The 22,967-nt window shown below is 69.0% G+C and carries 23 protein-coding genes; 13 read left to right on the forward strand and 10 right to left on the reverse strand.

Annotated elements, in window-relative coordinates; genetic code table 11:
• Position 1: 1 nt before the first annotated feature.
• Both ettA and ACPWT1_RS19575 read right to left on the reverse strand, forming a co-directional pair.
• Positions 2-1,669, reverse strand: a complete 1,668-nt coding sequence (gene ettA, locus ACPWT1_RS19570; RefSeq protein ID WP_427912799.1) for an energy-dependent translational throttle protein EttA — start codon at positions 1,667-1,669, stop codon at positions 2-4.
• Positions 1,670-1,802: 133 nt separating this feature from the next.
• Entirely contained in the window at positions 1,803-3,968 is a 2,166-nt protein-coding gene (locus ACPWT1_RS19575) for a DUF1631 family protein (RefSeq protein ID WP_427912800.1), read from the reverse strand.
• A gap of 244 nt (positions 3,969-4,212) precedes the next feature.
• On the opposite strand from ACPWT1_RS19575, the gene ACPWT1_RS19580 reads away from it, so the two are divergent.
• The gene (locus tag ACPWT1_RS19580; protein WP_427912801.1) at positions 4,213-6,006 is read left to right on the forward strand and encodes a DEAD/DEAH box helicase; all 1,794 of its coding nucleotides are present in this window, start codon (positions 4,213-4,215) and stop codon (positions 6,004-6,006) included.
• Between the two features lie 109 nt (positions 6,007-6,115).
• Positions 6,116-6,763 carry a nucleoside-diphosphate sugar epimerase gene (locus ACPWT1_RS19585; protein ID WP_427912802.1) on the forward strand — a complete coding sequence of 216 codons (648 nt, stop codon included), beginning with the start codon at positions 6,116-6,118 and terminating at the stop codon, positions 6,761-6,763.
• Positions 6,764-6,780: 17 nt separating this feature from the next.
• Here the strand turns inward: ACPWT1_RS19585 and ACPWT1_RS19590 are convergent, their stop codons facing one another.
• The 3 genes from ACPWT1_RS19590 to ACPWT1_RS19600 all read right to left on the reverse strand — a co-directional run bounded on the left by ACPWT1_RS19590 (position 6,781) and on the right by ACPWT1_RS19600 (position 8,476).
• The gene (locus ACPWT1_RS19590; RefSeq protein ID WP_427912803.1) at positions 6,781-7,128 is read right to left on the reverse strand and encodes an ArsR/SmtB family transcription factor; all 348 of its coding nucleotides are present in this window, start codon (positions 7,126-7,128) and stop codon (positions 6,781-6,783) included.
• Positions 7,115-7,588 (reverse strand): SRPBCC family protein, encoded by a 474-nt coding sequence (locus tag ACPWT1_RS19595; protein WP_427912804.1) that lies wholly within the window; start codon positions 7,586-7,588, stop codon positions 7,115-7,117. Before ACPWT1_RS19595 ends, ACPWT1_RS19590 begins: the two co-directional genes overlap by 14 nt.
• A 141-nt stretch (positions 7,589-7,729) precedes the next feature.
• On the reverse strand, positions 7,730-8,476 hold the full coding sequence (locus ACPWT1_RS19600) for a FadR/GntR family transcriptional regulator (RefSeq protein ID WP_427912805.1): 747 nt from the start codon (positions 8,474-8,476) through the stop codon (positions 7,730-7,732).
• A gap of 159 nt (positions 8,477-8,635) precedes the next feature.
• Here ACPWT1_RS19600 and ACPWT1_RS19605 point away from each other — a divergent pair, with 159 nt between their 5' ends.
• The 9 genes from ACPWT1_RS19605 to ACPWT1_RS19645 all read left to right on the forward strand — a co-directional run bounded on the left by ACPWT1_RS19605 (position 8,636) and on the right by ACPWT1_RS19645 (position 17,284).
• Complete coding sequence (locus tag ACPWT1_RS19605; protein WP_427912806.1) at positions 8,636-9,715, forward strand: ABC transporter ATP-binding protein; 1,080 nt, start codon at positions 8,636-8,638, stop codon at positions 9,713-9,715.
• A gap of 51 nt (positions 9,716-9,766) precedes the next feature.
• Positions 9,767-11,083, forward strand: coding sequence for an ABC transporter substrate-binding protein (locus ACPWT1_RS19610; protein ID WP_427912807.1), 1,317 nt, complete (start codon positions 9,767-9,769; stop codon positions 11,081-11,083).
• A gap of 79 nt (positions 11,084-11,162) precedes the next feature.
• Positions 11,163-12,017, forward strand: coding sequence for a carbohydrate ABC transporter permease (locus tag ACPWT1_RS19615; RefSeq protein WP_427912808.1), 855 nt, complete (start codon positions 11,163-11,165; stop codon positions 12,015-12,017).
• Positions 12,014-12,889: a carbohydrate ABC transporter permease gene (locus tag ACPWT1_RS19620; protein WP_427912809.1), complete on the forward strand. Its 876-nt coding sequence runs from the start codon at positions 12,014-12,016 to the stop codon at positions 12,887-12,889. The genes ACPWT1_RS19615 and ACPWT1_RS19620 overlap by 4 nt, the downstream gene beginning before the upstream one ends.
• Before the next feature lie 163 nt (positions 12,890-13,052).
• A complete protein-coding gene (locus ACPWT1_RS19625; RefSeq protein WP_427912810.1) occupies positions 13,053-14,792 on the forward strand; it encodes an IlvD/Edd family dehydratase in 1,740 nt (579 codons plus the stop codon).
• Between the two features lie 146 nt (positions 14,793-14,938).
• Positions 14,939-15,652, forward strand: coding sequence for a 2-dehydro-3-deoxygalactonokinase (locus ACPWT1_RS19630; RefSeq protein ID WP_427912811.1), 714 nt, complete (start codon positions 14,939-14,941; stop codon positions 15,650-15,652).
• Positions 15,535-15,840, forward strand: a complete 306-nt coding sequence (locus tag ACPWT1_RS19635; protein ID WP_427915601.1) for a 2-dehydro-3-deoxygalactonokinase — start codon at positions 15,535-15,537, stop codon at positions 15,838-15,840. The genes ACPWT1_RS19630 and ACPWT1_RS19635 overlap by 118 nt, the downstream gene beginning before the upstream one ends.
• A complete protein-coding gene (locus ACPWT1_RS19640) occupies positions 15,837-16,475 on the forward strand; it encodes a 2-dehydro-3-deoxy-6-phosphogalactonate aldolase (RefSeq protein WP_427912812.1) in 639 nt (212 codons plus the stop codon). Before ACPWT1_RS19635 ends, ACPWT1_RS19640 begins: the two co-directional genes overlap by 4 nt.
• Before the next feature lie 23 nt (positions 16,476-16,498).
• On the forward strand, positions 16,499-17,284 hold the full coding sequence (locus tag ACPWT1_RS19645; protein ID WP_427912813.1) for an SDR family NAD(P)-dependent oxidoreductase: 786 nt from the start codon (positions 16,499-16,501) through the stop codon (positions 17,282-17,284).
• Here ACPWT1_RS19645 and ACPWT1_RS19650 read toward each other — a convergent pair.
• The 3 genes from ACPWT1_RS19650 to ACPWT1_RS19660 all read right to left on the reverse strand — a co-directional run bounded on the left by ACPWT1_RS19650 (position 17,266) and on the right by ACPWT1_RS19660 (position 19,918).
• Positions 17,266-18,492, reverse strand: coding sequence for an MFS transporter (locus ACPWT1_RS19650; protein ID WP_427912814.1), 1,227 nt, complete (start codon positions 18,490-18,492; stop codon positions 17,266-17,268). The genes ACPWT1_RS19645 and ACPWT1_RS19650 overlap by 19 nt on opposite strands.
• Positions 18,493-18,559: 67 nt before the next feature.
• Positions 18,560-19,624 (reverse strand): hypothetical protein, encoded by a 1,065-nt coding sequence (locus tag ACPWT1_RS19655; RefSeq protein WP_427912815.1) that lies wholly within the window; start codon positions 19,622-19,624, stop codon positions 18,560-18,562.
• 87 nt (positions 19,625-19,711) lie between these two features.
• Positions 19,712-19,918, reverse strand: coding sequence for a DUF6494 family protein (locus ACPWT1_RS19660; protein ID WP_427912816.1), 207 nt, complete (start codon positions 19,916-19,918; stop codon positions 19,712-19,714).
• 106 nt (positions 19,919-20,024) lie between these two features.
• Between ACPWT1_RS19660 and ACPWT1_RS19665 the strand changes: the two genes are divergently transcribed.
• Entirely contained in the window at positions 20,025-20,432 is a 408-nt protein-coding gene (locus tag ACPWT1_RS19665; RefSeq protein ID WP_427912817.1) for a polyhydroxyalkanoate granule-associated phasin, read from the forward strand.
• A 102-nt stretch (positions 20,433-20,534) separates the two neighbouring features.
• A complete protein-coding gene (locus ACPWT1_RS19670) occupies positions 20,535-20,972 on the forward strand; it encodes a hemerythrin domain-containing protein (RefSeq protein ID WP_427912818.1) in 438 nt (145 codons plus the stop codon).
• Positions 20,973-21,003: 31 nt separating this feature from the next.
• Here ACPWT1_RS19670 and ACPWT1_RS19675 read toward each other — a convergent pair whose 3' ends face one another.
• Both ACPWT1_RS19675 and ACPWT1_RS19680 read right to left on the reverse strand, forming a co-directional pair.
• Positions 21,004-21,687, reverse strand: a complete 684-nt coding sequence (locus tag ACPWT1_RS19675) for a c-type cytochrome (RefSeq protein WP_427912819.1) — start codon at positions 21,685-21,687, stop codon at positions 21,004-21,006.
• A 2-nt stretch (positions 21,688-21,689) separates the two neighbouring features.
• Positions 21,690-22,943, reverse strand: coding sequence for a PQQ-dependent sugar dehydrogenase (locus ACPWT1_RS19680; RefSeq protein WP_427912820.1), 1,254 nt, complete (start codon positions 22,941-22,943; stop codon positions 21,690-21,692).
• Positions 22,944-22,967: the final 24 nt, after the last annotated feature.

Here is a 22,967-nt window from a genome sequence, read left to right on the forward strand (position 1 = left end):
CTTACTTGAGGGCCTTGAAGCGAACCCGCTTCGGCTTGGCACCTTCTTCGCCCAGGCGCTTCTTCTTGTCGGCCTCGTACTCCTGGTAGTTGCCGTCGAAGAACACCCACTGGCTGTCGCCCTCGGCGGCCAGGATGTGGGTGGCGATGCGATCGAGGAACCAGCGGTCGTGGCTGATCACCAGCACGCTGCCGGCGAATTCGAGCAGCGCGTCTTCCAGCGCGCGCAGCGTCTCGACATCCAGGTCGTTCGAAGGCTCGTCCAGCAGCAGCACGTTGCCGCCCTGCAGCAGCGTCTTGGCCAGGTGCAGGCGGCCGCGCTCGCCGCCGGACAGCATGCCCACCTTCTTCTGCTGGTCCTGGCCGTTGAAGTTGAAGCGGCCGCAGTACGCGCGGCTGGCGATCTGGAACTTGCCGATGTTGATCATGTCGAGGCCGCCCGAGACGTCCTCCCACACGGTCTTGTTGTCGGCCAGTTCGTCGCGGTGCTGGTCGACGAACGCCATCTGCACCGTCTTGCCGATCTTCACCTCGCCGCTATCGGGCTTCTCCTTGCCCGCGATCAGCTTGAACAGGGTGGACTTGCCCGCGCCGTTGGGGCCGATGATGCCGACGATGGCGCCCGCGGGCACCTTGAAGCTCAGGTTGTCGATCAGCAGGCGGTCGCCGAACGACTTGCTCACGTTGACGAACTCGATCACCTCGTGCCCCAGGCGCTCGCCCACGGGGATGAAGATCTCGTTCGTCTCGTTGCGCTTCTGGTATTCGACGTCGCTCAGTTCCTCGAAGCGGGCGAGGCGCGCCTTGCTCTTGGACTGGCGGCCCTTGGCGTTCTTGCGCACCCACTCCAGTTCGCGCTTCATCGCCTTCGCGTGGGCTTCCTCGCCCTTCTGCTCGGCCTCGAGGCGCGCTTCCTTCTGTTCCAGCCAGGTGCTGTAGTTGCCCTTCCAGGGGATGCCGCGACCGCGGTCCAGCTCGAGGATCCACTCGGCGGCGTTGTCCAGGAAGTAGCGGTCGTGGGTGATGCCCACCACGGTGCCGGGGAAGCGCGCGAGGAACTGCTCCAGCCACTCCACCGATTCGGCATCCAGGTGGTTGGTGGGTTCGTCCAGCAGCAGCATGTCCGGCTTGGACAGCAGCAGGCGGCACAGGGCGACGCGGCGCTTCTCGCCGCCGGACAGGTTCCGGATCGTGGCGTCCCAGGGCGGAAGGCGCAGCGCATCGGCCGCGATTTCCAGCTGGTGCTCGGTGTCGCTCTCGGCGCCCGCGGCCGCGATGATGGCTTCGAGGCGGCCCTGCTCCTCGGACAGCTTGTCGAAGTCGGCATCGGGCTCGGCGTAGGCGGCGTAGACCTCCTCGAGGCGCTGCTTGGCGGCATTGACCTCGCCCATGCCGCCTTCGACGGCCTGGCGCACGGTCTGCTCGGGATCGAGCTGCGGCTCCTGCGGCAGGTAACCGATCTTCAGGCCGGGCATCGCCGTGGCCTCGCCCTCGATCTCGTTGTCGATGCCGGCCATGATCTTGAGCAGCGTCGACTTGCCCGAGCCGTTGAGGCCCAGCACGCCGATCTTGGCGCCCGGGAAGAACGACAGCGAGACGTCCTTCAGGATCTGCCGCTTGGGCGGCACGATCTTGCTGACGCGGTTCATGGTGTAGACGTACTGGGCCATTGGCGGTGTTCTGTGTGCGGGGAAAGGGGCGGATTATCCCGGTTCGCCGCCCGGACCTGCGCCCGAAGTGCCGCAGGCCTGCCAACCAGCAATGGAATGGGGAAAGCGGCCGGCGCGGCCGCCTTGCCGAAGCTCAGCCCTTGTTCAGGCTGTTCTTCAGCGCCGCCTTGGCGACCTGGTCGAGCGCGTCGTCGACGACGTTGCGCTCGGCCACGATGCGCAGCTTGCCCTGCGCGCGCAGCCGGTCCAGCGTGCGGCGCGACATGGAGTGCGCCGTGCCCGCCAGTGCCGTGAACATGAACAGCGTGCCGTGCGGGCTGGCCCACGTGAGCTGCACGCGCGTCCATTCGCCGCCCACCAGCAGCTCGGCCCACGTGCCGGTGCGCAGTTCCGTGGCCGGCCGCGGCTCGGGCGACGTGAGGTCGCCGATCTCGGCCAGCATCTCCTCGCCTGCGACCGAGTCGCCGTCGAGCCATCCCGAATCCTGGGCTTCGCCTTCCGCCAGCCACGGCTCGACGTCGACCGGCTGCGCCGGGACGGCCTCGGCCAGGGCCTGCGTCGCCTCGTCGGACACGCCTTGCAGCGCCGTGGCATGCAGGGCCATCAGGCTGTCGAAGAACCGCTGGCTCAGCTCGGCCGGGTAGTCGATGCGGGCCAGGCCTTCGCGCAGGCGGGCCAGCAGCGTCGGCACCATCTGCGCCAGTCGGCGCGCGCGCTGCCGTTCGCCAGGGCCGACCTGCACGCTCCACACCAGGTCGTCGACCAGGGCACGGTAGCCGAACGGATCGTCGGAGCCGTCGGCGCAGGTGAGCTGGGCCTGGGCGACCACCTGGGCCCAGCAGCCGCGCAGGAACTCCAGCACGAAGGGCGCGACCTCGTCGCCCTTGCAGGCCTGCTCGAAGTCCTGCGCGAGCTTCTGCGCGAGCAGGTTGCGCTGTTCGGCCTGCAGCAGCGCGCGGGCGGCATCCTCGCGGCGCTGGCGCAGCGTGGAGTCGTGGCCGGCCCACACCGACTGCATGTGGTCCAGCAGCTCGCCGAACACGTCGGCATCGACCACCTTGCTGTCGGCCAGCCAGCGCGCGCCGTACTGCACGGTGTCGAGGAAACGCTGCCAGCCCTCGTCGTTCTCGCTCTGGAAGGCGAGGCTGCGCTGGGTGATGCGGTCGAGGAACTGGCGCGCGGGATGGGTGCGGTCGCTGAAGAAGCGCGAGTCCTGGTCGGCCAGCTTGCGAACGGCGGGCTCGACGGTGCGCAGCTGCTCCTTGAACGCGGGCAGCAGGCGCGTGTCCTGCAGCAGCGTGTCGAACATCAGCCGTAGCACTTCGTCGGAGAGCTGCCGGCCCAGGCGCGCCGCAGCCGGCGGTTCGTGCGTCGCGGCTGCGAGCATGTCCACGGGTTGCGGTGCGGGCGTGGGCTTGGGGCGCTGCTCCAGCCGCTTGACCAGCGCATCGACCTGCTTGAGCTCCTGCAGCATCGCCATCGAGGCCGGCACGGTGTGCAGGAACTCGTGCTTGCCCTTGGGCTGGTCGAAATCGCCGGCCAGCAGCTTGCGCAGCCGGTCCAGCGTGAGCATCGTCTTGGCCATGGTGCCCATGGCCGGTGCTGACGCATTGGCGCCGCCCTTCGATTTGCCACCGGGCGGAACGGCCGGTTCGACGCCGGTCGACTGCAGCCAGTCGGCGAGTTCGCGGTACAGGCGGCGCAGGTTCGCACCCAGCAGGCCGCCAGCCGGCGTCACCAGGATCTCGCGCGCCGCAGCGTCCGGCACGTGCCTGGCCAGCGTGGTCTGCAGCGAGCGCACGAACACGTCGGGACGGATCGGGTTCAGGCCGGGCTGGATGGTGCGCCAGCCCATCAGCGTGCACACCAGCGCGTCCAGCGTGGGCAGCACGTCGTCGACGGCGAGCAGCACCTCCTGCAGGGCCCGCGCGACCTCGATGCTCTGGTCGAGCTCGTCGTCGCCGAACAGCTGGAGGTCCTCGTAGCGCAGCACCTCGGTCTGCACCGTCTCCTTGCCGCCGCCCTCGTAGACCAGGCGCGTGAGCTCGGCCTTGTAGGTGTCCCGCGCGGCCTGCCGATCCATGTCGAGCGCGAGGATGGCGGTCTTGACGTTGGGCCGCTGGAACTCGGGGACGCTGTGCGGGCCCAGCGGCGCCATGCCCTTCACCAGGCCCTGCACCACCTCGCCCATCAGCGTCTCCGCCTGCTGCAGCATGGTCGAGAGGCAGTCGTTCAACGACGGCTGCAGGGCCGCCGGATCGTCGGCCACCCCCAGTTTCAGCTTGAGCATCTTCGCCATGGTCGGGCTCATTATGGGAGCGGAACCGTGCTTTTCGGCCACGCAGGAGCCCAGCGGTGTGAAGCATGAGACAATAGGCGCTCTCGCGGGCAGCAGTCGATCCGCGAGCCAGCGCTCCGCTGGGGAGCTGCCAGCCGCCACGGCCTGCGCGCCTCCCGATCCCGAACCCATCTGCCCTTCTGACTGACTCGGCGCTCACGCGCCGTCGAGGCCGATGCCCTGCGCCAGGTTGGCGCGCAACTCAATGACTTTTGACGAACTGAAATTGGCCCCGGCCATCTTGAAGGCTGTCCACGAACAGGGCTACGAAACGCCCACGCCGATCCAGGCCCAGGCCATCCCGGTCGTGCTCGAGGGCCACGACCTGCTGGCCGGCGCACAGACCGGCACCGGCAAGACCGCCGCGTTCACGCTGCCCCTGCTGCACAAGCTCTCCAAGGGCCAGGGCAAGCCCAACAAATTCGGCAAGGACGGTATCGGCGCCCTCGTGCTGACGCCCACGCGCGAGCTCGCCGCGCAGGTGGAAGAGTCCGTGCGCACCTACGGCAAGTACCTGCCGCTCACCTCCACGGTCGTCTTCGGCGGCGTGGGGATGAATCCGCAGATCGACCGCATCCGCGGCGGCGTGGACATCCTCGTCGCGACGCCGGGCCGCCTGCTCGACCTGCAGCAGCAGGGCCACCTAGACCTGTCGACCGTCGAGATCCTGGTGCTCGACGAGGCCGACCGCATGCTGGACATGGGCTTCATCCATGACGTGAAGAAGGTGCTGGCGCTGGTGCCCAAGGACAAGCAGAGCCTGCTGTTCTCGGCCACCTTCTCCGACGAGATCCGCGACCTGGCCAACACGCTGCTGCGCAACCCGCAGAGCATCCAGGTCACCCCGCGCAACACCACGGTGCAGCGCATCACGCAGGTCGTGCACCCAGTCGGCCGCGGCAAGAAGAAGCAGCTGCTGGCGCACATCATCCAGGAACACGACTGGAGCCAGGTGCTGGTGTTCACGCGCACCAAGTTCGGCGCCAACAACGTCGCCGAATTCCTGAACAAGAACGGCGTCACCGCGATGGCCCTTCACGGCAACAAGAGCCAGGGCGCACGCACCCAGGCGCTGGCCGGCTTCAAGAGCGGTGACATCCGCGCCCTCGTGGCCACCGACATCGCGGCGCGCGGCATCGACATCGACGACCTGCCGCACGTGGTGAACTACGAGATCCCCAACGTGCCAGAGGACTACGTGCACCGCATCGGCCGCACCGGCCGTGCCGGCCGCGAAGGCCAGGCCGTCAGCCTGGTGTGCCTGGACGAGGAAGGCTTCATGCAGGAGATCGAGCGCTTCACCAAGCAGCAGATCCCCGCGCAGGTCGTCGAGGGCTTCGGTCCCGAGCCGGGCGAACGGGCCGAGCCCATCGCCATGGGCCGCCAGACCCTGTGGGGCGGGGCGGGCAAGCCGCCCAGCCGCGACGTGATGGCCGCTGCCGCCAAGGCCGCGCGCCAGGAAATGATGCAGCGCATCCGCGACAACAAGGGTGAAGGCCGCGGCCGCAACGCCAACGCCAACGCCAACGCCAATGGCAACGGCGGCGGCAATGGCAACGGCGGCAGCAATGGCGAGCAGCGTTCCGCGCGCGGCGGCAACGGCAACGGCCAGGGGCGCAACAAGCCCCAGGGTCCGCGTCCGGTGAACGGCGGCAACGGCCAGGGCCAGCGCCCGCCGCAGCAGCTGCGTCCCCAGCAACCCCGTGTCGCCCAGGACGAGCGCTACGACGACGAGCGCGACGATGGCAACGACAAGCTGCCGCGCAACGTAGATCCGCTGCGCACCTCGCTGCCCAGCCGGCGCGACATGACCGGCGTGCGCCGCCCCGCCAGCGGCAACGGCGGCCAGCCCGATCCGATGCGCACCAGCATCGACAGCATGGGCAACGGCGCCCGCCGCGGCGGCGGCGGCGGTGGCGGCAACCGCAATCGCGGCAACGGTGGCGGCGGCGGTGGTTACGGTGCCCGCAACAACCAGAACCGCAAGTACGGCAGCTGACCGTCGTCCCCGCGAAGGCGGGAATGACCAGTGCACAGAGCGCCCCGTGGCGCTCTTTTTTTGCTGCGCGCAGGATGACGCCGGCGGACGGGCCACGCACAATGCCGCCATGCCAACCCGCACCGCCCTGCTCGCCGGCGCCACCGGCCTCGTGGGCCGCGGCATCCTCGCGGGGCTGCTCGCCGATCCGCAGGTCACGGACGTCCACACGCTGGGCCGCCGCGACGACCACACGCCCCATCCCAAGCTGGCGCACCACCGCGTCGATTTCGCGGCGCTGCCTCCGCTGCCCGCGGTCGACGAGGTCTACCTCGCGCTGGGCACGACGATCAAGGTCGCGGGCAGCCGGCCGGCGTTCCGCGCGGTCGATTACGAAGCCAACCTCGCCGTCGCGAAAGCCGCCCTGTCCGCGGGCGCGAGGCGCCTCGGCCTGGTGAGCGCGATGGGCGCCGATGCGCACTCCTCGGTGTTCTACAACCGCGTGAAGGGTGAACTCGAGGACGCGCTGGGCGCCCTCGGCTATGAAGGCCTGGTGATCGCGCGGCCCTCCTTCCTCCATGGCGACCGCAGCTCGCTGGGGCAACCTGAGCGCGGCGGCGAGAAGCTGGCGCTGCGCATCAGCACCTGGCTGCGTCCCGTCATCCCGGCCAACTACCGATCGATCCACGCCGGCGACGTGGCAGCGGCGCTGCTGCGCACGGTGCCCACGGCGAAGGGGCGCTGCGTGCTGCTGTCGGGGGAGATGCGGCGCGATTGAGCCGCATCCATCCTGGCTCACTGACCCTCGTTCTCCACGAACGCCTTCAGCCGGCCGAGCGCCCGGTCCCACTGCTGGCCGATCTGCTCGAGCGACCGGCGTGCCTCGTCCAGCGGCGCCGGATCCAGCTGCCAGAGGCGCTCGCGCCCGGCGCGCACGTCGCGCACCAGCCCGGCATGGGCCAGCACGCGCAGGTGCTTGGTCACCGCCTGCCGCGTGATGTCGCTGCTGGCGGTGAGCTGCGTGATCGAGAACAGCCCGCCCGCGCACATCACCGCGACCAGCCGCAGCCGCGTGGCATCGCCGAGCGCGAAGAACACGTCGGCCAGGTCGGGCGCGCGCGGCGCCACCTCAGGCCTCGACATGGCGGCGGATGCAGTCCATCTGCGCGTCCCAGCCGCGGGAGTTCATGCGGAAGGCCTCGAAGCGGCGCTCGGGCGGCACCTCGTCGAAGCCCGACTCGGCCACGCGCAGCAGCGTGCCGCCGGGAACCTCCTCCAGCGTGAACTCGACCAGGGTGGGCGTCTCCCCGCTGTAGTCCACCTTCGGGTCCACCGCGTACGGGTGCCAGCGCCACGACAGCAGCGTCTCGGGCTCGACCCGCTCCACGGTGACGTCGAACAGCACGTGCCGGTAACCCTCGAAGGTGATCGGGCCGCTGGCGCGCCTGCCCGGCGCGAACCGCTGCCCCTGCAGGTCGGCGCCGAACCAGCGGCCGAACTCCTCGGCGTCGGACAGGGCGCGCCAGACGCGGCTGCGCGGCGCCTGGATGTGGATGCTGCGTTCGATGCGGTCGCTCAGGTCGGGGGTGGTGGCTGTGGCCATGGCGGGCTCCTGGGGGTTGGTTGACGCGCAACCTTCTGGTTGCACGACTTCATCATGCAGCGGCCGGCGGTTTCATGCAACCTTCTGGTTGCACATCACCCCGCCCGCGCCGTGGTCAGGACAGGCTCGCGAGCCTGGCCTTCACAGCGACGCGCGCAGCAGGGGCGCGGGATCGTCGAGCCTGGGCAGGCGGCGGCGCGTGGCCAGGACCACCTCGATGTCGTCGCGCGCGCCATCGATCAGGACCAGCGCCGCCTTCTCGGCCCGCGCCGGCTTGCGCGCGATGACGGCATCCAGCACTGCGCGATGGAGCGGCAGCGAATCGCGCGGGCTGCCCTTGCGGGTGGTGGAGATCTCGAAGCTCGTGCGCAGCAGCGGGCCGAGCGCCTTGCTCATCTGCACGATCATGCGGTTGTGCGCGGCGCGCAGCAGGCCCTGGTGGAACGCGAGGTCGTGCCGCACGTACTCGCCGCCTTCCACCACCGCGCGCCGCATGCCTTCGTACGCGGATTCGAGCCCGGCAAGGTCGGCCGCGGTGGCCCGCTCGGCCGCCATGCGAACGGCAGCAGGCTCGACAAGTCGCCGCAACTCCTGCAGGTCGCGCAGGAACTCGCGCGTGAGCCCGGCCCGGCTTTGCCAAGTGACGACGTCGGGATCGAACCAGTTCCAGGATTCCGGCGGAAGCACGCGGGTGCCGACCTTGGGGCCGGTGGACACCAGCCCCTTGGCGACCAGCGACTTGACGGCCTCGCGCACCACCGTGCGGCTGACCCCGAGCTCCTGGCCCAGCTGCGGCTCCGGCGGGATGGCGGCGCCCGGCAGGTAGCGCCCGGCGACGATGGCCGTGCCCAGGTGCGCGACCGTGTTGCCGTGGACGTTGTTGATCATGGGCGCCGGGCGGGGAACGCAACCAATCGTATGACCATATGACGAAAGTCCCTGCTCGGTGTTTCCCCGGTTGTCGGCGACACCCCGTCGGGATTCTGATGGCGCGCCGGTGCTGCGGGCCCCATGTGGGGCCGCCCGGCCCAACGTTCCAGGGACGCGATGGCATCAGTTCAGATCCGGCAGGTGGAGAAATTCTTCGGCACCGCGCACATCATCCGCGGCGTCGACATCGACATCCAGGACGGCCACTTCACCGTGCTGGTGGGCCCCTCGGGCTGCGGCAAGTCCACGCTGCTGCGCATGATCGCGGGGCTGGAGGAGATCAGCAAAGGCGAGGTGCTGATCGGCGGCCGCGTGGTCAACGCGATGCTGCCCAAGGAACGCGACATCGCCATGGTGTTCCAGAACTACGCGCTGTACCCGCACATGACCGTGCGCGACAACATGGCGTTCAGCCTGATGCTCGCGAAGCAGCCCAAGTCCGTCGCCGACGAGCGCGTGCGCAAGGCGGCGTCCATCCTGGGCCTGGAGTCGCTGCTCGACCGCTACCCGCGGCAGCTGTCCGGCGGCCAGCGCCAGCGCGTGGCCATGGGCCGCTGCATCGTGCGCGACCCGCAGGTGTTCCTGTTCGACGAGCCGCTGTCCAACCTCGACGCCAAGCTGCGCGTGCAGATGCGCACCGAGATCAAGGAACTGCACCAGCGCCTGAAGACCACCTCCATCTACGTCACGCACGACCAGATCGAGGCCATGACCATGGCCGACACCATCGTCGTCATGCGTGACGGCGTGGTCGAACAGACCGGCTCGCCGCTGGAGCTGTACGACTACCCGGCCAACCAGTTCGTGGCCGGCTTCATCGGCTCGCCCGCGATGAACTTCCTGCCCGGCGTCGTGCGCCGCTCCAATGGCAGCGCCCGCGTCGAGTTCGCCGAGGGCCTGTCGCTGCCCGTGCCGTCCAACGCGGCGTCGGCCGAGGACGGCCGCAGCGTGATCTACGGCACGCGCCCCGAGCACATGGAACTCGCCAGCAACGGCGACGGCGTGCCCACCGAAGTCGTGGTCGTCGAACCCACGGGCGCCGACACCCAGGTCTTCACAAAGCTGGCCGGCGTCGACCTGACCAGCGTGTTCCGCGACCGCCACGCGTTCCGTCCCGGCGAGGTGATCCGCCTGCGCCCCGACGTCACGCGTGCCCACCTGTTCGACGCCGCCAGCGGCGCCCGCCTGGCCGCCTGATCGCTTCCCGCTTTTCCCTTGCGCACAACCCCACCAACGAAGGAGACCTCCATGTCCGACAACCGTCGCAAGTTCCTGCAGAAGGCCTCGGCCGGCGCCGCCGCCGTGTCGGTGCCCACGCTGTGGCCCTCCGCCGCCTTCGCCCAGCAGTGGAACAACCAGCCCGAGAAGGGCGCCACGCTGCGCGTGCTGCGCTGGAAGCGCTTCGTGCAGGGCGACGAGGACGCGTACATGGCCAACGTCAAGAAGTTCTCGGACAAGTACGGCATCCCCGTGCGCGTCGACAACGAGGGCTGGGAGGACGTGCGTCCGAAGGCCGCCGTGGCGGCCAACACCGGCGGCGGCCCCGACATCATCCTGTCGACCAACGACGACGCCAACCTGTACCCGGACAAGCTGCTGGACGTCACCGACCTGGCCGAGTACCTGGGCAAGAAGTACGGCCCCTGGTTCCCGGGAGCGCAGGCCTACTGCCGCCCGGATGGCAAGAAGTGGATCGCGGTGCCGCTGGGCTGCGCGGGCTCGATGATGGTGTACCGCCAGAGCCAGGTGAAGGCCGCCGGCTTCGATGCGTTCCCGAAGAACACCGACGACTTCCTGAAGATGTTCAAGGCCCTGAAGGACAAGGGCACGCCCGGCGGCATGGCTCTGGGCAACGCCACCGGCGACGGCCTGTGGTGCAACTGGCTGGTGTGGGCCTTCGGCGGCATGCTGGTCGACAAGAACAACAAGGTCGTGATCGACAGCCCCGAGACCGCGAAGGCGCTGGAGTATGGCAAGGAGCTGTACGCCAGCTTCATCCCGGGCACCCTGTCGTGGCTGGACCCGAACAACAACAAGGCGTTCCTGGACGGCCAGATCTCGGTGACCAACAACGGCATCTCGATCTACTACGCGGCCAAGAACGCCACCGACCCCAAGGTCAAGGAGATGGCCTCGGACATCCAGCACGCCGCCTTCCCGATCGGGCCGGTGGGCGTGCCGACCGAGTCGCACCTGTTCTTCAACCAGATGATCTTCAAGTACACCAAGTACCCGAAGGCCGCCAAGGAATTCCTGCGCTTCATGATGGAGCAGGAGCAGTTCGACCCGTGGCAGACCGGCGCGGGCGGCTACGTGGCGCCGCCGCTGGAGGCATACACCAAGAGCGCGGTGTGGACCTCGGACCCGAAGAACACGCCCTACCGCGACGCCGTGAAGAACATGCGTCCCGCGGGCTACGCCGGCAAGCTGGGCTACGCCTCGGCGGGCGCGGGCGCGGACTTCATCGTCGTGAACATGGTGGCCGAGGCAGTCAGCGGCTCCAAGACCCCGAAGGAAGCCATGCAGAGGGCCCAGCAGCGTGCCGAGCGCTATTACAAGGTCTGAGACCCTGCCTGCCGCGTCGGGGCGACCCGGCGCGCTGCAGCGCCTGCAGAACAGCCGCAACGTCCTCGGGCTGGCATTCATGCTGCCCGCGGCGGTGCTGCTGCTGCTGTTCCTCACCTACCCGCTGGGCCTGGGCATCTGGCTGGGCTTCACCGACACCAAGATCGGCCGCGGCGGCGCCTGGATCGGGCTGGAGAACTACAAGTTCCTCTGGAACGACAGCGTCACCCGCCTGGCCCTCTTCAACACCCTGTTCTACACCTTCGTCGCCAGCGTGGTGAAGTTCGCGCTGGGGCTGTGGCTGGCCATCCTGCTGAACGAGCGGCTGCCGTTGAAGACCTTCTTCCGCAGCGTGATCCTGCTGCCGTACATCGTTCCCACCGCGCTGTCCGCGCTGGCATTCTGGTGGATCTACGACGCGCAGTTCTCGATCATCAGCTGGACTCTGGTCAAGCTGGGCCTGATGGACCACTACATCGACTTCCTGGGCGATCCCTGGAATGCGCGCATCTCCACCATCGTGGCCAACATCTGGCGTGGCGTGCCCTTCGTGGCGATCACCTTGCTGGCAGGCCTGCAGACCATCTCGCCCTCGCTCTATGAAGCCGGCGCCATCGACGGCGCCAGCGGCTGGCAGCGGTTCCGGTTCATCACGCTGCCCCTGCTGACGCCGATCATCGCGGTGGTGATGACGTTCTCGGTGCTGTTCACGTTCACCGACTTCCAGCTGATCTACGTGCTCACGCGCGGCGGCCCGCTCAATGCGACGCACCTGATGGCCACGCTGTCGTTCCAGCGCGCCATCTCCGGCGGCGCGCTCGGCGAAGGCGCGGCGATCGCGGTGGCGATGGTGCCGTTCCTGCTGGCGGCCATCCTGTTCAGCTACTTCGGCCTGCAGCGCCGCGCATGGCAGCAAGGCGGCTCCGACACATGAAGAAGAACGACGACACCGACACCCAGGGCATCGACTACCTCACGTCGCTGCCGCGGCGGGTGGTGACGGTCTACGTGCCGCTCGCGATCTTCGTGTTCGTGCTGCTGTTCCCGTTCTACTGGATGGTCATCACGTCGATCAAGCCCGACGCCGAACTGCTGTCCCGCGACGGCAACCCGTTCTGGGTGGTCCATCCGACGCTGACGCACTTCCACAAGCTGCTGTTCGAGACCTCGTATCCCGCATGGCTGTGGAACACCGTGGTCGTCACCGTAGTCGCCACCTTCGTCTCGCTCCTGTGCTCGGTGCTGGCTGCCTATGCCATCGAGCGGCTGCGCTTCCGCGGCGCGCGCCAGATCGGCCTGTCGATCTTCCTGGCCTACCTGGTGCCGCCGTCCATCCTGTTCATCCCGCTGGCCAGCATCGTGTTCCAGCTGGGCCTGTTCGACACCAAGTGGGCGCTGATCCTCACCTACCCCACGTTCCTGATCCCGTTCTCCACCTGGCTGCTCATGGGCTACTTCCGTTCGATCCCGTTCGAGCTGGAGGAGTGCGCGCTCATCGACGGCGCCTCCCGGCTGGAGATCCTCTGGAAGATCGTGCTGCCGCTCTCGGTGCCAGGCCTCATCTCGGCCGGCATCTTCGCGTTCACTCTGTCCTGGAATGAGTTCATCTACGCGCTGACCTTCATCTCCTCGTCCGAGGTCAAGACGGTTCCCGTCGGCGTGGTGACCGAGCTGGTGGAAGGCGACGTCTACCATTGGGGGCCGCTGATGGCCGGCGCGCTGTTCGGGTCCCTGCCGGTGGCGGTCATCTACTCGTTCTTTGTCGAGTACTACGTCTCCGGCCTCACTGGCGCAGTCAAGGAATAATCCGGGAGCGGACAGCCGAACGCAAAAGGCGCAAAAGCTCGCAAAAGGCGCGAAACCAAGTCAGCAGACCTGGCCTTTGCGTCGAGATCTTTTGCGTCTTTCGCGGACCTTTCGCGTCTTTCGCGTTCCGTTCCCGCGTTCCTCCAGTCATCATCCCGACACCATGTCTGATACCCCCCGCAAGAAGAAACCCGAAGAGCTCCGTTCCCAGCAGTGGTTCGGCCGCATGGACCGCGACGGCTTCGCCTACCGCAGCTGGGTCAAGGGCAAGGGCGTGCCCCACGACCAGTTCGACGGCCGCCCCGTCATCGGCATCTGCAACACGTTCAGCGAGCTCACGCCCTGCAACTCGCATTTCCGCACCCTCGCGGAGCAGGTGAAGATCGGCGTGTACGAGGCCGGCGGGTTCCCGCTCGAATTCCCGGTGATGTCGCTCGGCGAGACGCTGCTGCGCCCCACCGCCATGCTGTACCGCAACCTGGCGAGCATGGATGTCGAGGAATCCATCCGCGGCAACCCCATCGACGGCGTCGTGCTGCTCATGGGCTGCGACAAGACCACGCCCTCGCTGGTGATGGGCGCCTCCAGCGTCGACCTGCCGACGATCGGCGTGTCCGGCGGCCCGATGCTCAATGGCAAGTGGCGCGGCCAGGAACTGGGCTCGGGCACCGGCGTGTGGAGCATGAGCGAGCAGGTGCGCGCCGGCACGCTGAAGCTGCAGGACTTCTTCGAGGCGGAGTCGTGCATGCACCGCAGCCACGGCCACTGCATGACCATGGGCACGGCGTCCACGATGGCCAGCATGGTCGAGGCGCTGGGCCTGGGCCTGCCGGGCAACGCGGCGTATCCGGCCGTCGACGGCCGCCGCAACGTGATCGCGCGCATGGCCGGCCGGCGCATCGTCGACATGGTCCACGAGGACCTGAAGCTGTCGAAGATCCTCACGCGCCAGGCGTTCGAGAACGCGATCAAGACGCTGGCCGCCATCGGCGGATCCACCAACGCCGTGATCCACCTGGTCGCCGTCGCGCGCCGCATCGGCGTGGAGCTGTCGATCGACGACTTCGACAAGCTGGGCAGCCACCTGCCCTGCCTCCTGAACCTGCAGCCCTCGGGCAAGCACCTGATGGAGGACTTCTGCTACGCCGGCGGCCTGCCGGTGGTGATGAAGGAGATCAGCCAGCACCTGCACCTGGACGCGATCACGGCCAACGGCAAGACCATCGGGGAGAACATCGCCGACGCGGTGAACTACAACACCGAGGTGATCCAGCCGCTGGACAAGCCGTTCAAGGCCGACGCCGGCATCGCGGTGCTGCGCGGGAACCTCGCACCGCGCGGCGCCGTCATCAAGCCCAGCGCCGCCACGCCCGAGCTGATGGTGCACAAGGGCCGTGCGGTGGTGTTCGAGGACATCGAGGACTTCCACAAGCGCATCGACGACGAGAACCTCGACGTCGACGAGACCTGCGTGATGGTGCTGAAGAACTGCGGCCCCAAGGGCTACCCGGGCATGGCCGAGATCGGCAACATGCCGCTGCCCCCCAAGGTGCTGCGCAAGGGCATCACCGACATGGTCCGCATCAGCGACGGCCGCATGAGCGGCACGGCATACGGCACGGTGGTGCTGCACACCGCGCCCGAGGCGGCCGCGGGCGGCCCCCTCGCGGTCGTCAGGAACGGCGACATCATCGAGCTGGACGTGCCGAACCGCCGCATCCAGCTGCACATCAGCGACGAGGAACTGCAGCGCCGCCTGCAGGCCTGGACCCCGCCCAAGCCACCGCTGGAGTCGGGCTACTGGAAGCTGTACATCGACCGGGTTCTGCAGGCCGACCAGGGCGTGGACCTGGACTTCCTGGTGGGCAAGCGCGGCGCTTTCGTGCCGCGCGACAACCACTGAAACTCGAACACCCAAACGCAGAGAGCGCAGAGCAAGCGCAGAGGACGCAGAAAAGACGAGAAATTCCTTCGATGTCTTCTTCTGCGTCCTCTGCGTTCTTCTGCGTCCTCTGCGTTTGGGAGTCCTGACGGCTTCCGCACCAGACCATGCCCGATTTCGTCGCGCTCGACTGGGGAACGTCCTCGTTGCGCGTGGCCCGCATCGTCGGCGGCCAGGTCGTCGAGCAGCACCGCTCCGACGCCGGCATCCTGCATGTGCCCTTCGGCGGTTTCCCTGCCGCCTTCGAGGCGGCGGTGGCGCACTGGCGGCTCGCGCCCGGCACGCTGTGCCTGGCCAGCGGCATGGTGGGCAGCCGGCAAGGCTGGATCGAGGCGCCCTACTGTCCCTGTCCCGCCGATTTCCGAGCGCTGGCCGCGCGCATCGCGTGGGTGCCCGACGCGCCCGGCGGGCTGCGCGTGGGCATCGTGCCGGGCCTGAGCACCGACATGCACGACGTGCCCGACGTGATGCGCGGCGAGGAGGTGCAGGTGTTCGGCGCCATGCAGCTGCTCGGCGTGGACGACGGCGTGTTCGTGCTGCCGGGGACGCACAGCAAATGGGCGTGGGTGGAACAAGGCCGCCTGCGCGACTTCGCGACCTTCATGACGGGCGAGGTCTACGCGCTGCTGCGCCGCCATTCGATCCTGGGCCGCACGCTGCCCCCGAGGACGGGCCGCTCGATGAAGCCGCGTTCGTGCGCGGCGTGGTCGAGGCGCGCCACGCCGGAAGCCTGCTGCACGCCGCGTTCAGCGCGCGCACGCTGGCCCTCTTCGCCCGCCTGCCCGACGCCGCGCTGCCCAGCTACCTGTCGGGCCTGGTGATCGGCGAGGAGCTGCGCGCCCACCGCCTCGAGAACAGCAGCGTCTCTCCGGTGCTGGTGGGCAACGACGCACTCACGCACCGCTACCGGCTCGCGTTCACCACCTACGGCCTGCACGCGCCCGCGCTCGGCGACGAGGCCACCTGGCGCGGCCTGGCCGCGCTGGCCGACACCCTGGATTCGCCATGACCGCTCCTGCCACATTCGAAGCCGCCTTCGCGGCCTGCCCGCTGATCGCGATCCTGCGCGGCCTCACGCCGGCCGAAGCGGTGCCCGTCGGCCGCGTGCTGTTGGACGCAGGCTTTCGCATCCTCGAAGTGCCGCTGAATTCGCCCCAGCCCCTGGAGAGCATCTCGGCCCTGGCGCATGCCTTTCCGCAGGCCTGGGTGGGCGCCGGCACGGTGCTGCGCCGCGCCGAAGTCGGGCCCGTGCAGGCGGCGGGCGGCCGCGTCATCGTGTCGCCCAATTTCGATGCCGACGTGGTGGGCGAATCGCGCGACCTCGACCTCGTGTCGCTACCGGGCGTGGCCACACCGACCGAAGCCTTCGCGGCACTCGAAGCCGGCGCGACCGGGCTCAAGCTGTTCCCGGCCGAGATGATCGGGCCGCACGTGGTGAAGGCGATCCGCGCCGTGCTGCCGCGCGAGACACTGCTGCTGCCCGTCGGCGGCATCACGCCCGCGAGCATGGCGGCCTATCGCACCGCCGGTGCCGACGGCTTCGGCATCGGCTCGGCGCTCTACACACCGGGCATCGCGATCGAGTCGCTGCGCAACCGCGCGCACGAGTTCATCGCGGCCCACAACGGCACGCTGCGCGCCTGACCGGCGGACCTGAAAGGACACGCATGACCGCCCCGGCCAACCCCGCCATCTCCTTCGGCCTGCAGGGCCGCGTCTGCATCGTCACCGGCGGCTCGCAAGGAATCGGCGAAGCGTGCGTGCGCCGCTTCGCACGCGAAGGCGCGGTGCCCGTCATCGCCGACGTCGCCATCGATCGCGGGCAGGCGCTGGCGAAGGAGCTCGGTGGCCTGTTCGTCCCCTGCGACGTCGGGGACAAGGCGCAGGTCGACGCGGTGGTCGACCAGGTGATGCGCGCGCACGGCCGCATCGACGTGCTGGTGAACAACGCCGGCATCTTCAAGGCCGCCGATTTCCTGGAGGTCACCGAGGCCGACTTCGACGCCGTGCTGCGCGTGAACCTCAAGGGCGCCTTCCTCATGGGGCAGGCCGTCGCGCGGGTGATGGCCGCGGCGGGTCGCGGCGCGATCGTCAACATGAGCTCGGTCAACGGCGTGCTCGCGATCCCGACCATCGCCAGCTACAACGTGAGCAAGGGCGGCATCAACCAGCTCACGCGCGTGATGGCGCTGGCGCTGGCGGACAAGGGCGTGCGCGTGAATGCGGTGGCGCCCGGCACCATCGCCACCGAACTCGCCGCCAAGGCGGTGCTCACCAGCGACGAGGCGCGCCAGCGCATCATGAGCCGCACGCCGATGAAGCGCCTGGGCGAGCCGGCCGAGATCGCCGATGCGGTGGCCTGGCTGGCCAGCGATGCATCGAGCTACGTCACGGGCGAGATCGTGGTGGTCGACGGCGGGCGGATGACGCTCAACTACACGGTGCCGGCCTGAGTGCGCGACCACGACACGCCGCGCCACAGCACCACGACGCACGCCAGCAGGACCAGCGCCACGGCACCGAAGCCCGCGCGGTAGCTGCCGGTGAGGCCGGCAAGCGCACCGAACACTGGCGGCCCCAGCACCACGCCGAGGAAGGTGAAGGCCAGGCTGCCACCGGTGGCCAGGCTCGCCTGTCCCGCCGGCGCCTGGCGCGCGACCTCCGCCAGGTACACGCCGTTCCAGCCGATCGCCGACATGCCGTACACCGCCAGCACCACCAGCACGAGCGTCGGCGACGTGCCCACGGGAAGCAGCGCCGTGGCCAGGACCGCGAGCGTCATCAACACCGCCATGCCGGCCAGCGTGCGCCTGGCGCCCAGCCAGCGGTCGGACACGTAGCCCCACGCGATGCGTCCGCCGACGCCGGCGAACTGCGACACCGACAGGGCCAGGCCGGCGGCGACCAGTGCATAGCCCAGCGTGGCGGTGAGATAGGTGACGAGATACGTGGTGAGCGACAGCTGCGCGATCGAAAACACCAGAGAGCAACCGGCCAGCCGGCGCAGTTCCGCGTGCGACAGCACCAGCCGGATCGGCCTGGCGAGATGGCCGACGACGAAGGGCTGTCGCGCATCGCGATCTGCATCAAGCTCGCGCCGCAGCGGCTGCGCCACCAGCGCGCAGGCCAGGTTGGCGATCGCCACGCACAGCAGCGCCGCCTGCCAGCCGAAGCCCAGGAGCAGCGGCACGAGCGCACCGGCCAGCACGCCGCCCAGCGGCACGCCGGTCTGCTTGAGGGAAAAGACCAGCGACATGCGATGGGCCGGCGTGCTGCGGGCCAGCAGGTGCGAGCTGGCGGGCGTCACCGGCCCATAGCCCAGGCCGACCAGCACGGCGCCGATCGCGACCGCGGCCACGGACGGCAGCGCGCCGATCGCAAGGCCGGCCGCGCACAGCACCAGGCACATCTGGCTGACGCGGATCGCGCCGAAGCGCGCCACCACCGCGCCACCACTGAGGCTGGCGAGCATCGCCGCCGCGTAGACCATGGCGATGTAGACACCCACCAGCGTGGGCGACACCGCCAGCGCCGCGCCGAGCGCGGGCGCAAGCACCGGCACGGTGATGACCGCCATCGACACGAGGGCCTGGATGGCGAGGGTGACGGCAAGGGTCCACCAGGCGCTGGTCGCCTGTGGGATCGGAGACTTCTCGGGCATGCGGGCAAACGGCGGGAGCGCGGCCCTCCATCAGACCACACGCCGGCGACGCGCCCGGCCGCGCCCGTTACTGCCGCATGCCCAGCGCCATGAAGCCCGGCGCGAACGCGCTGCTGCGCACGGCCACCACGGCGCCGATCTGCCCGCCTGCGGTGGCGTAGAAATCGCCGGCGGTAGACGTCTGCACGAACAGCAGGCTGGCCAGCGAATTGACGGCGCCGCGTGGCGAAGCGGTACCGGTTCGCGTGGTGGTGACACCCGCCGGCGACACGCCGGTACTGGCGAACGCCGTCGTGCCGAGCGTCACCGAGCCCCAGGCCGGCTCGGTCGTGCCGCCGGCGAACGTGCCGGCCGTGAAGGTGGAGGCCGCCGGCAGGCCGACGATGAAGCGGCGCGTGGTGCCCAGCGACACGCTGGACCGCAGGAACACCGTGTCGGTGCCGACGGTGGCGAGGCGGAACGGGATGTTGCCGCCGGACGTGGCTGCGGTGATCACGTCGCCGGAGATGCTCAGCGCGCCGCTGGTGAGCGAAGCCGCGGGGCAGGCCCTGATCTCGACGACGTTGATGTCATCGCAGGTCAGCAGGCGGCCGTCGGCCGTCACTTGTCCCTGCTGGATGGTGGTGTCGGCGGTGCCGGCGGCCGTGTCCACGGTGCGGCCCAGCATGTTGAACGTCAGCGTGGACGTCGGCAGGCTGGTGGCGAACGTGCGCGATGCGATGAAGGGCACGGTGCCGCCGGCCAGGACGAATTCGCCAACCACCGTGCTGGCCGCGTACGAGAACCGCGTCGTCGGACTGCCGCTGACGCCGCTGGCGTTGCCGGGCAGGAAGTCGTACGCCGCGCCATCGGCCTGGATCGCACCGCTCTGGTCCACGCCGTTGCCGGTCACGTGGTAGGTCGTCGCGTCGAAGTCGAGCGCCAGGCTGTACTCGTGCGCGTCCGCGGCCACCATCGTGTAGGTGCCGCTGCGCGCATCGGGTGGTGTCGGGGGCGCCGGAGCCGAGACCGAGCGTGATCCGCTGTCGGTGGACGATCCGCTCCCGCCACCTCCGCCGCCGCAGGCGGTCAGCGCGCCGGAGGCGCCGGCGACCAGGGTCCAGAGCACCAATGCATTGGCACGTGTTCTCATGCGGTCCTCCCTGCAGGTGACGAACGGACCCAGTTTGCCCGCCCGCCAGCGCCGCCCCATCCGTGGTGACCCGGACTCCGCAGGCGTTCACTGCAGCTTGATCGCACCCTCGAAGTGCACGCGCAGCTTCAGCGCCGGGATTTCGAGGGTCATCTTGGCCGGCAGCGTCTCGCTGCCGCTGACCTCCTGTGCGCGCAGCGCGGCCGCGACCGCGAGCTCGATCTCGCGCTGCGACCCGACGCCGACCGTCTTGAGGAACTTGCGCAGGCTGAGGTTGAAGACTTCATCGTCCATGGAAGCGCTCCGATCGTTGGTGGCCAGGCAGCATGCTAGGGTGGGCAGGCCGCGAGCGGAAGCAGCACCTGCCTCATGCGCCGCGACTTTTCCAAGGAGCCCCTCCATGCCTCGATCCCGCCATTCCGCCGCCACGGCCCGCCGCACCGCTGAACTTGCCTTCGCGGCGCCGCAGGTCATCGCGCACCGCCTCCAGCGCATGGCCGTTGCCGGCCCCACGCTGTCCGGGCGCGATCGCAAGGAGTTCACCGGCATGGTGGTCGAGAAGCAGGTCGCGTTCACCCAGGCCTGCATGGCCGCGTGGCAGCAGTGGGCACGCGCCCAGCAGTCGTTCACGCTCGCCGCCTGGCGCGCGTTCTTCTCCGGCACCTTGCCCGGGCTGATGTCGACCAGCAGCCTGGCCGGCCGGTCGCTCGCCACCTCGGCGGCGATGGCGAATGCGGCCCTCGTTCCCGTGCACCGCAAGGCCGTGAGCAATGCCAGGCGGCTGGGCCGCACGCGCCTCGGCAGGTGACCGCGCGTAGGCGCGCGACTACGGCAACCGCCATCGCACCCCGATGGCCTGCGCGCGGGGCGCAGGCGTAGCTTGCATGGCATCAGCCACGAAGGAGATGCCATGCCTGTCCAGGATGACGCGATCGATCTGCTCGACGAGGACCACAGGAACGTCGAGCGCCTGTTCCAGCAATACAAGGCCGCGCACGACCAGTCGCACAAGCGCACGCTGGCGCAGCAGATCTGCCAGGAGCTCACGGTGCACACGCGCATCGAGGACGAGGTGTTCTATCCGGCGTTCCGCCAGGCCACCGGCGACCAGCAGATGGTTCAGCACTCGCAGAAGGAGCACCGCGAGGCAATGGACCTGGTGCACCGCATCGAGGCCGCGCAGGTCGACGACAAGCTGATGCTCGACCTGGAGGACGCGATCCTGCACCACGTGAACGACGAGCGCGAGAAGATGTTCCCCGAGGCGCGCAAGGCGAAGGGATTGGACCTGCAGCAGCTGGCGCAGCAACTGCAGGCCCGCAAGGCCGAACTGATGGCGCACGCTTGACCGCGCCTTCGCCGCGCAGGCGCGGTGCGCGCTACTTGCCGGCCGGTGCCGTGAAGTGCGCGGCGTAGTACGCCAGGGTGTCCAGGTCCTCGACCGGCACCTGGCTCACCGCCGACACCATGGCCTGCGTGTACGCCGGCCGTTTGCCCGACTTGAAGCCGTGCAGGCTGGCCTGCAGGTACTCCTCCTTCTGCCCACCGATGCGCGGCACCTGCTGGCCGCCGCCCAGGTCGGCGCCGTGGCAGGAGGTGCACCTGTGCTGGTCCGCCAGCTGCCGGCCCTTGGCCATGCGCGCCGCATCGGGTTGCGTGGCCGGAGCTGGCGCAGGCACCGGCGGCAGCGTGCCGATGTAATCGGCGAAGCCCCGCATGTCGTCGTCGCTCAGGGTCTTGGCCACGGTGGTCATCGCGGCGTTGTCGCGCCGCCCCTCGCGGAACAGGAACAGCTGCGTGATCGCATAGAGCGAAGGCTGGCCCGCCAGCACCGGCGTGCCCGCCATGTCGCTGCGGCCATTGGCCCCGTGACAGGAAGCGCACACCGCGGCGAAGCGCTGCGCGTAGTCGGGAGCGGCCGCCGCCTTGGACGCCGGGGCGCTGTCGGCGGCAGCGCCCTTCTTGCTGCCGCGGCTCTTGTCCTGCGCGCCGGCGAATGGTGGCAGGGCCACCATCGCCAGCACCGCGGCGCAGGCCGCGAGGCCTGCGGTCCAGCGTCGCACCGTCACTTCCCGCCGGTGTACGTGATGCGATAGATCGCGCCGGCGTGGTCGTCGCTCACCAGCAGCGAGCCGTCCTTCATCACCAGGAAGTCCACCGGCCGGCCCAGGTAGCTGTTGTTCTCGACGAAGCCGGTCATGAAGGTCTCGAGCTTCGCGCCGCCCTTGCCGTCAGGCCGGGCCACCTGGATGTCGGCGTACTTCTTGGTGCGGTTCCAGGGACCATGGCGGGCGATGAACATCGCGCCCTGGTACTTGGCCGGGAACATCTTGCCCGTGTAGAACGTCATGCCCAGCGAGCCCGCGTGCGGCCCGAGCAGCGCGGCCGGCTTGGCATAGTCATCGCACGACTTGCCCCAGCCGAACTCCGGATCCGGGATGTTGCCCTGGTGGCAGTACGGGTAGCCGAAGTGCAGCTTGCCGAACTGGGCCTTGGGCACGTGGTTGAGCGTGTCGTTCGGGATCTCCTCGCTCATCCAGTCGCGGCCGTTGTTGGTGAACCAGAGGTCGCCGGTCTTGGGATCGAAGTCGAAGCCCACCGTGTTGCGCACGCCCGAGGCGATGGTCTCGATGTTGCTGCCATCGAGGTTCATGCGGTAGATCTTGGCGTACTCGCCGGGATCGCAGATGTTGCAGGGCGCGCCGATGTTGTAGTACAGCTTCTCGTCGTGGATGCGGAAGTACTTCCAGCTGTGGTCGTCGCCGCCGGGCAGCTTGTCGTTCAGCACCTTCGGCTCGCCCAGCTTGTCCAGGTTGTCCTCGACGTTGTCGTACCGCACGATCTTCTTGTTCGTGCCGAGGTAGAGGCTGCCCTTGTGGAAGGCGATGCCGGTGGCGTACGGCATGTTGTCGATCAGGACCTTGGCCTTGTGGTCGCCCTTCTCGGGGATCACGTACACCTTGTTGGCGACGAACAGCGAGCTCACGAACACGTTGCCCTTGTCGCCCTGGCGCAGCTCGCGTGCGTCGAGCACGCCGGACGCCCAGGTCTCCACCTTGAAGCCGGGCGGCAGCTTGAACTTCTTCGTCGGCAGCTTGTCCGGCGACGTGGGGATGGGGAACGCCGGCACGGGCGCCATCTTCATGGCCGTGTCGGATTTCGGGCGCCCCTTGGCCCAGCCCGGTTCATCCTGCTTGGGTGTCGCGTCCGCAGGTGCCGCCGGCTTTGGCGAGGGCGAAGTGGGTGTCGGCTGCGCCATGGCCGGCAGGCCCGCGCAGCAAAGCGCGGCGAGCGCGATGGACGAAAGAAGGTGCTTCATGCCTGGTCTCCTGGTTGCTCTTGG

Source organism: Ramlibacter sp. MMS24-I3-19, assembly GCF_050320135.1.
Taxonomy (GTDB): Bacteria; Pseudomonadota; Gammaproteobacteria; order Burkholderiales; family Burkholderiaceae_C; genus Ramlibacter.

Bases quoted from the DNA above. Each gene is read 5' to 3' on its own strand.
- ACPWT1_RS19645 (WP_427912813.1), top strand. From the start codon at position 16,499: ATGACCGCCCCGGCCAACCCCGCCATCTCCTTCGGCCTGCAGGGCCGC.
- ACPWT1_RS19665 (WP_427912817.1), top strand. From the start codon at position 20,025: ATGCCTCGATCCCGCCATTCCGCCGCCACGGCCCGCCGCACCGCTGAA.
- ACPWT1_RS19610 (WP_427912807.1), top strand. From the start codon at position 9,767: ATGTCCGACAACCGTCGCAAGTTCCTGCAGAAGGCCTCGGCCGGCGCC.
- ACPWT1_RS19625 (WP_427912810.1), top strand. From the start codon at position 13,053: ATGTCTGATACCCCCCGCAAGAAGAAACCCGAAGAGCTCCGTTCCCAG.
- ACPWT1_RS19650 (WP_427912814.1), bottom strand. From the start codon at position 18,492: ATGCCCGAGAAGTCTCCGATCCCACAGGCGACCAGCGCCTGGTGGACC.
- ACPWT1_RS19585 (WP_427912802.1), top strand. From the start codon at position 6,116: ATGCCAACCCGCACCGCCCTGCTCGCCGGCGCCACCGGCCTCGTGGGC.
- ACPWT1_RS19600 (WP_427912805.1), bottom strand. From the start codon at position 8,476: ATGATCAACAACGTCCACGGCAACACGGTCGCGCACCTGGGCACGGCC.
- ACPWT1_RS19630 (WP_427912811.1), top strand. From the start codon at position 14,939: ATGCCCGATTTCGTCGCGCTCGACTGGGGAACGTCCTCGTTGCGCGTG.
- ACPWT1_RS19670 (WP_427912818.1), top strand. From the start codon at position 20,535: ATGCCTGTCCAGGATGACGCGATCGATCTGCTCGACGAGGACCACAGG.
- ACPWT1_RS19580 (WP_427912801.1), top strand. From the start codon at position 4,213: ATGACTTTTGACGAACTGAAATTGGCCCCGGCCATCTTGAAGGCTGTC.
- ACPWT1_RS19660 (WP_427912816.1), bottom strand. From the start codon at position 19,918: ATGGACGATGAAGTCTTCAACCTCAGCCTGCGCAAGTTCCTCAAGACG.
- ACPWT1_RS19620 (WP_427912809.1), top strand. From the start codon at position 12,014: ATGAAGAAGAACGACGACACCGACACCCAGGGCATCGACTACCTCACG.
- ACPWT1_RS19655 (WP_427912815.1), bottom strand. From the start codon at position 19,624: ATGAGAACACGTGCCAATGCATTGGTGCTCTGGACCCTGGTCGCCGGC.
- ACPWT1_RS19605 (WP_427912806.1), top strand. From the start codon at position 8,636: ATGGCATCAGTTCAGATCCGGCAGGTGGAGAAATTCTTCGGCACCGCG.
- ACPWT1_RS19595 (WP_427912804.1), bottom strand. From the start codon at position 7,588: ATGGCCACAGCCACCACCCCCGACCTGAGCGACCGCATCGAACGCAGC.
- ettA (WP_427912799.1), bottom strand. From the start codon at position 1,669: ATGGCCCAGTACGTCTACACCATGAACCGCGTCAGCAAGATCGTGCCG.
- ACPWT1_RS19640 (WP_427912812.1), top strand. From the start codon at position 15,837: ATGACCGCTCCTGCCACATTCGAAGCCGCCTTCGCGGCCTGCCCGCTG.
- ACPWT1_RS19680 (WP_427912820.1), bottom strand. From the start codon at position 22,943: ATGAAGCACCTTCTTTCGTCCATCGCGCTCGCCGCGCTTTGCTGCGCG.
- ACPWT1_RS19590 (WP_427912803.1), bottom strand. From the start codon at position 7,128: ATGTCGAGGCCTGAGGTGGCGCCGCGCGCGCCCGACCTGGCCGACGTG.
- ACPWT1_RS19615 (WP_427912808.1), top strand. From the start codon at position 11,163: ATGCTGCCCGCGGCGGTGCTGCTGCTGCTGTTCCTCACCTACCCGCTG.
- ACPWT1_RS19575 (WP_427912800.1), bottom strand. From the start codon at position 3,968: ATGGCGAAGATGCTCAAGCTGAAACTGGGGGTGGCCGACGATCCGGCG.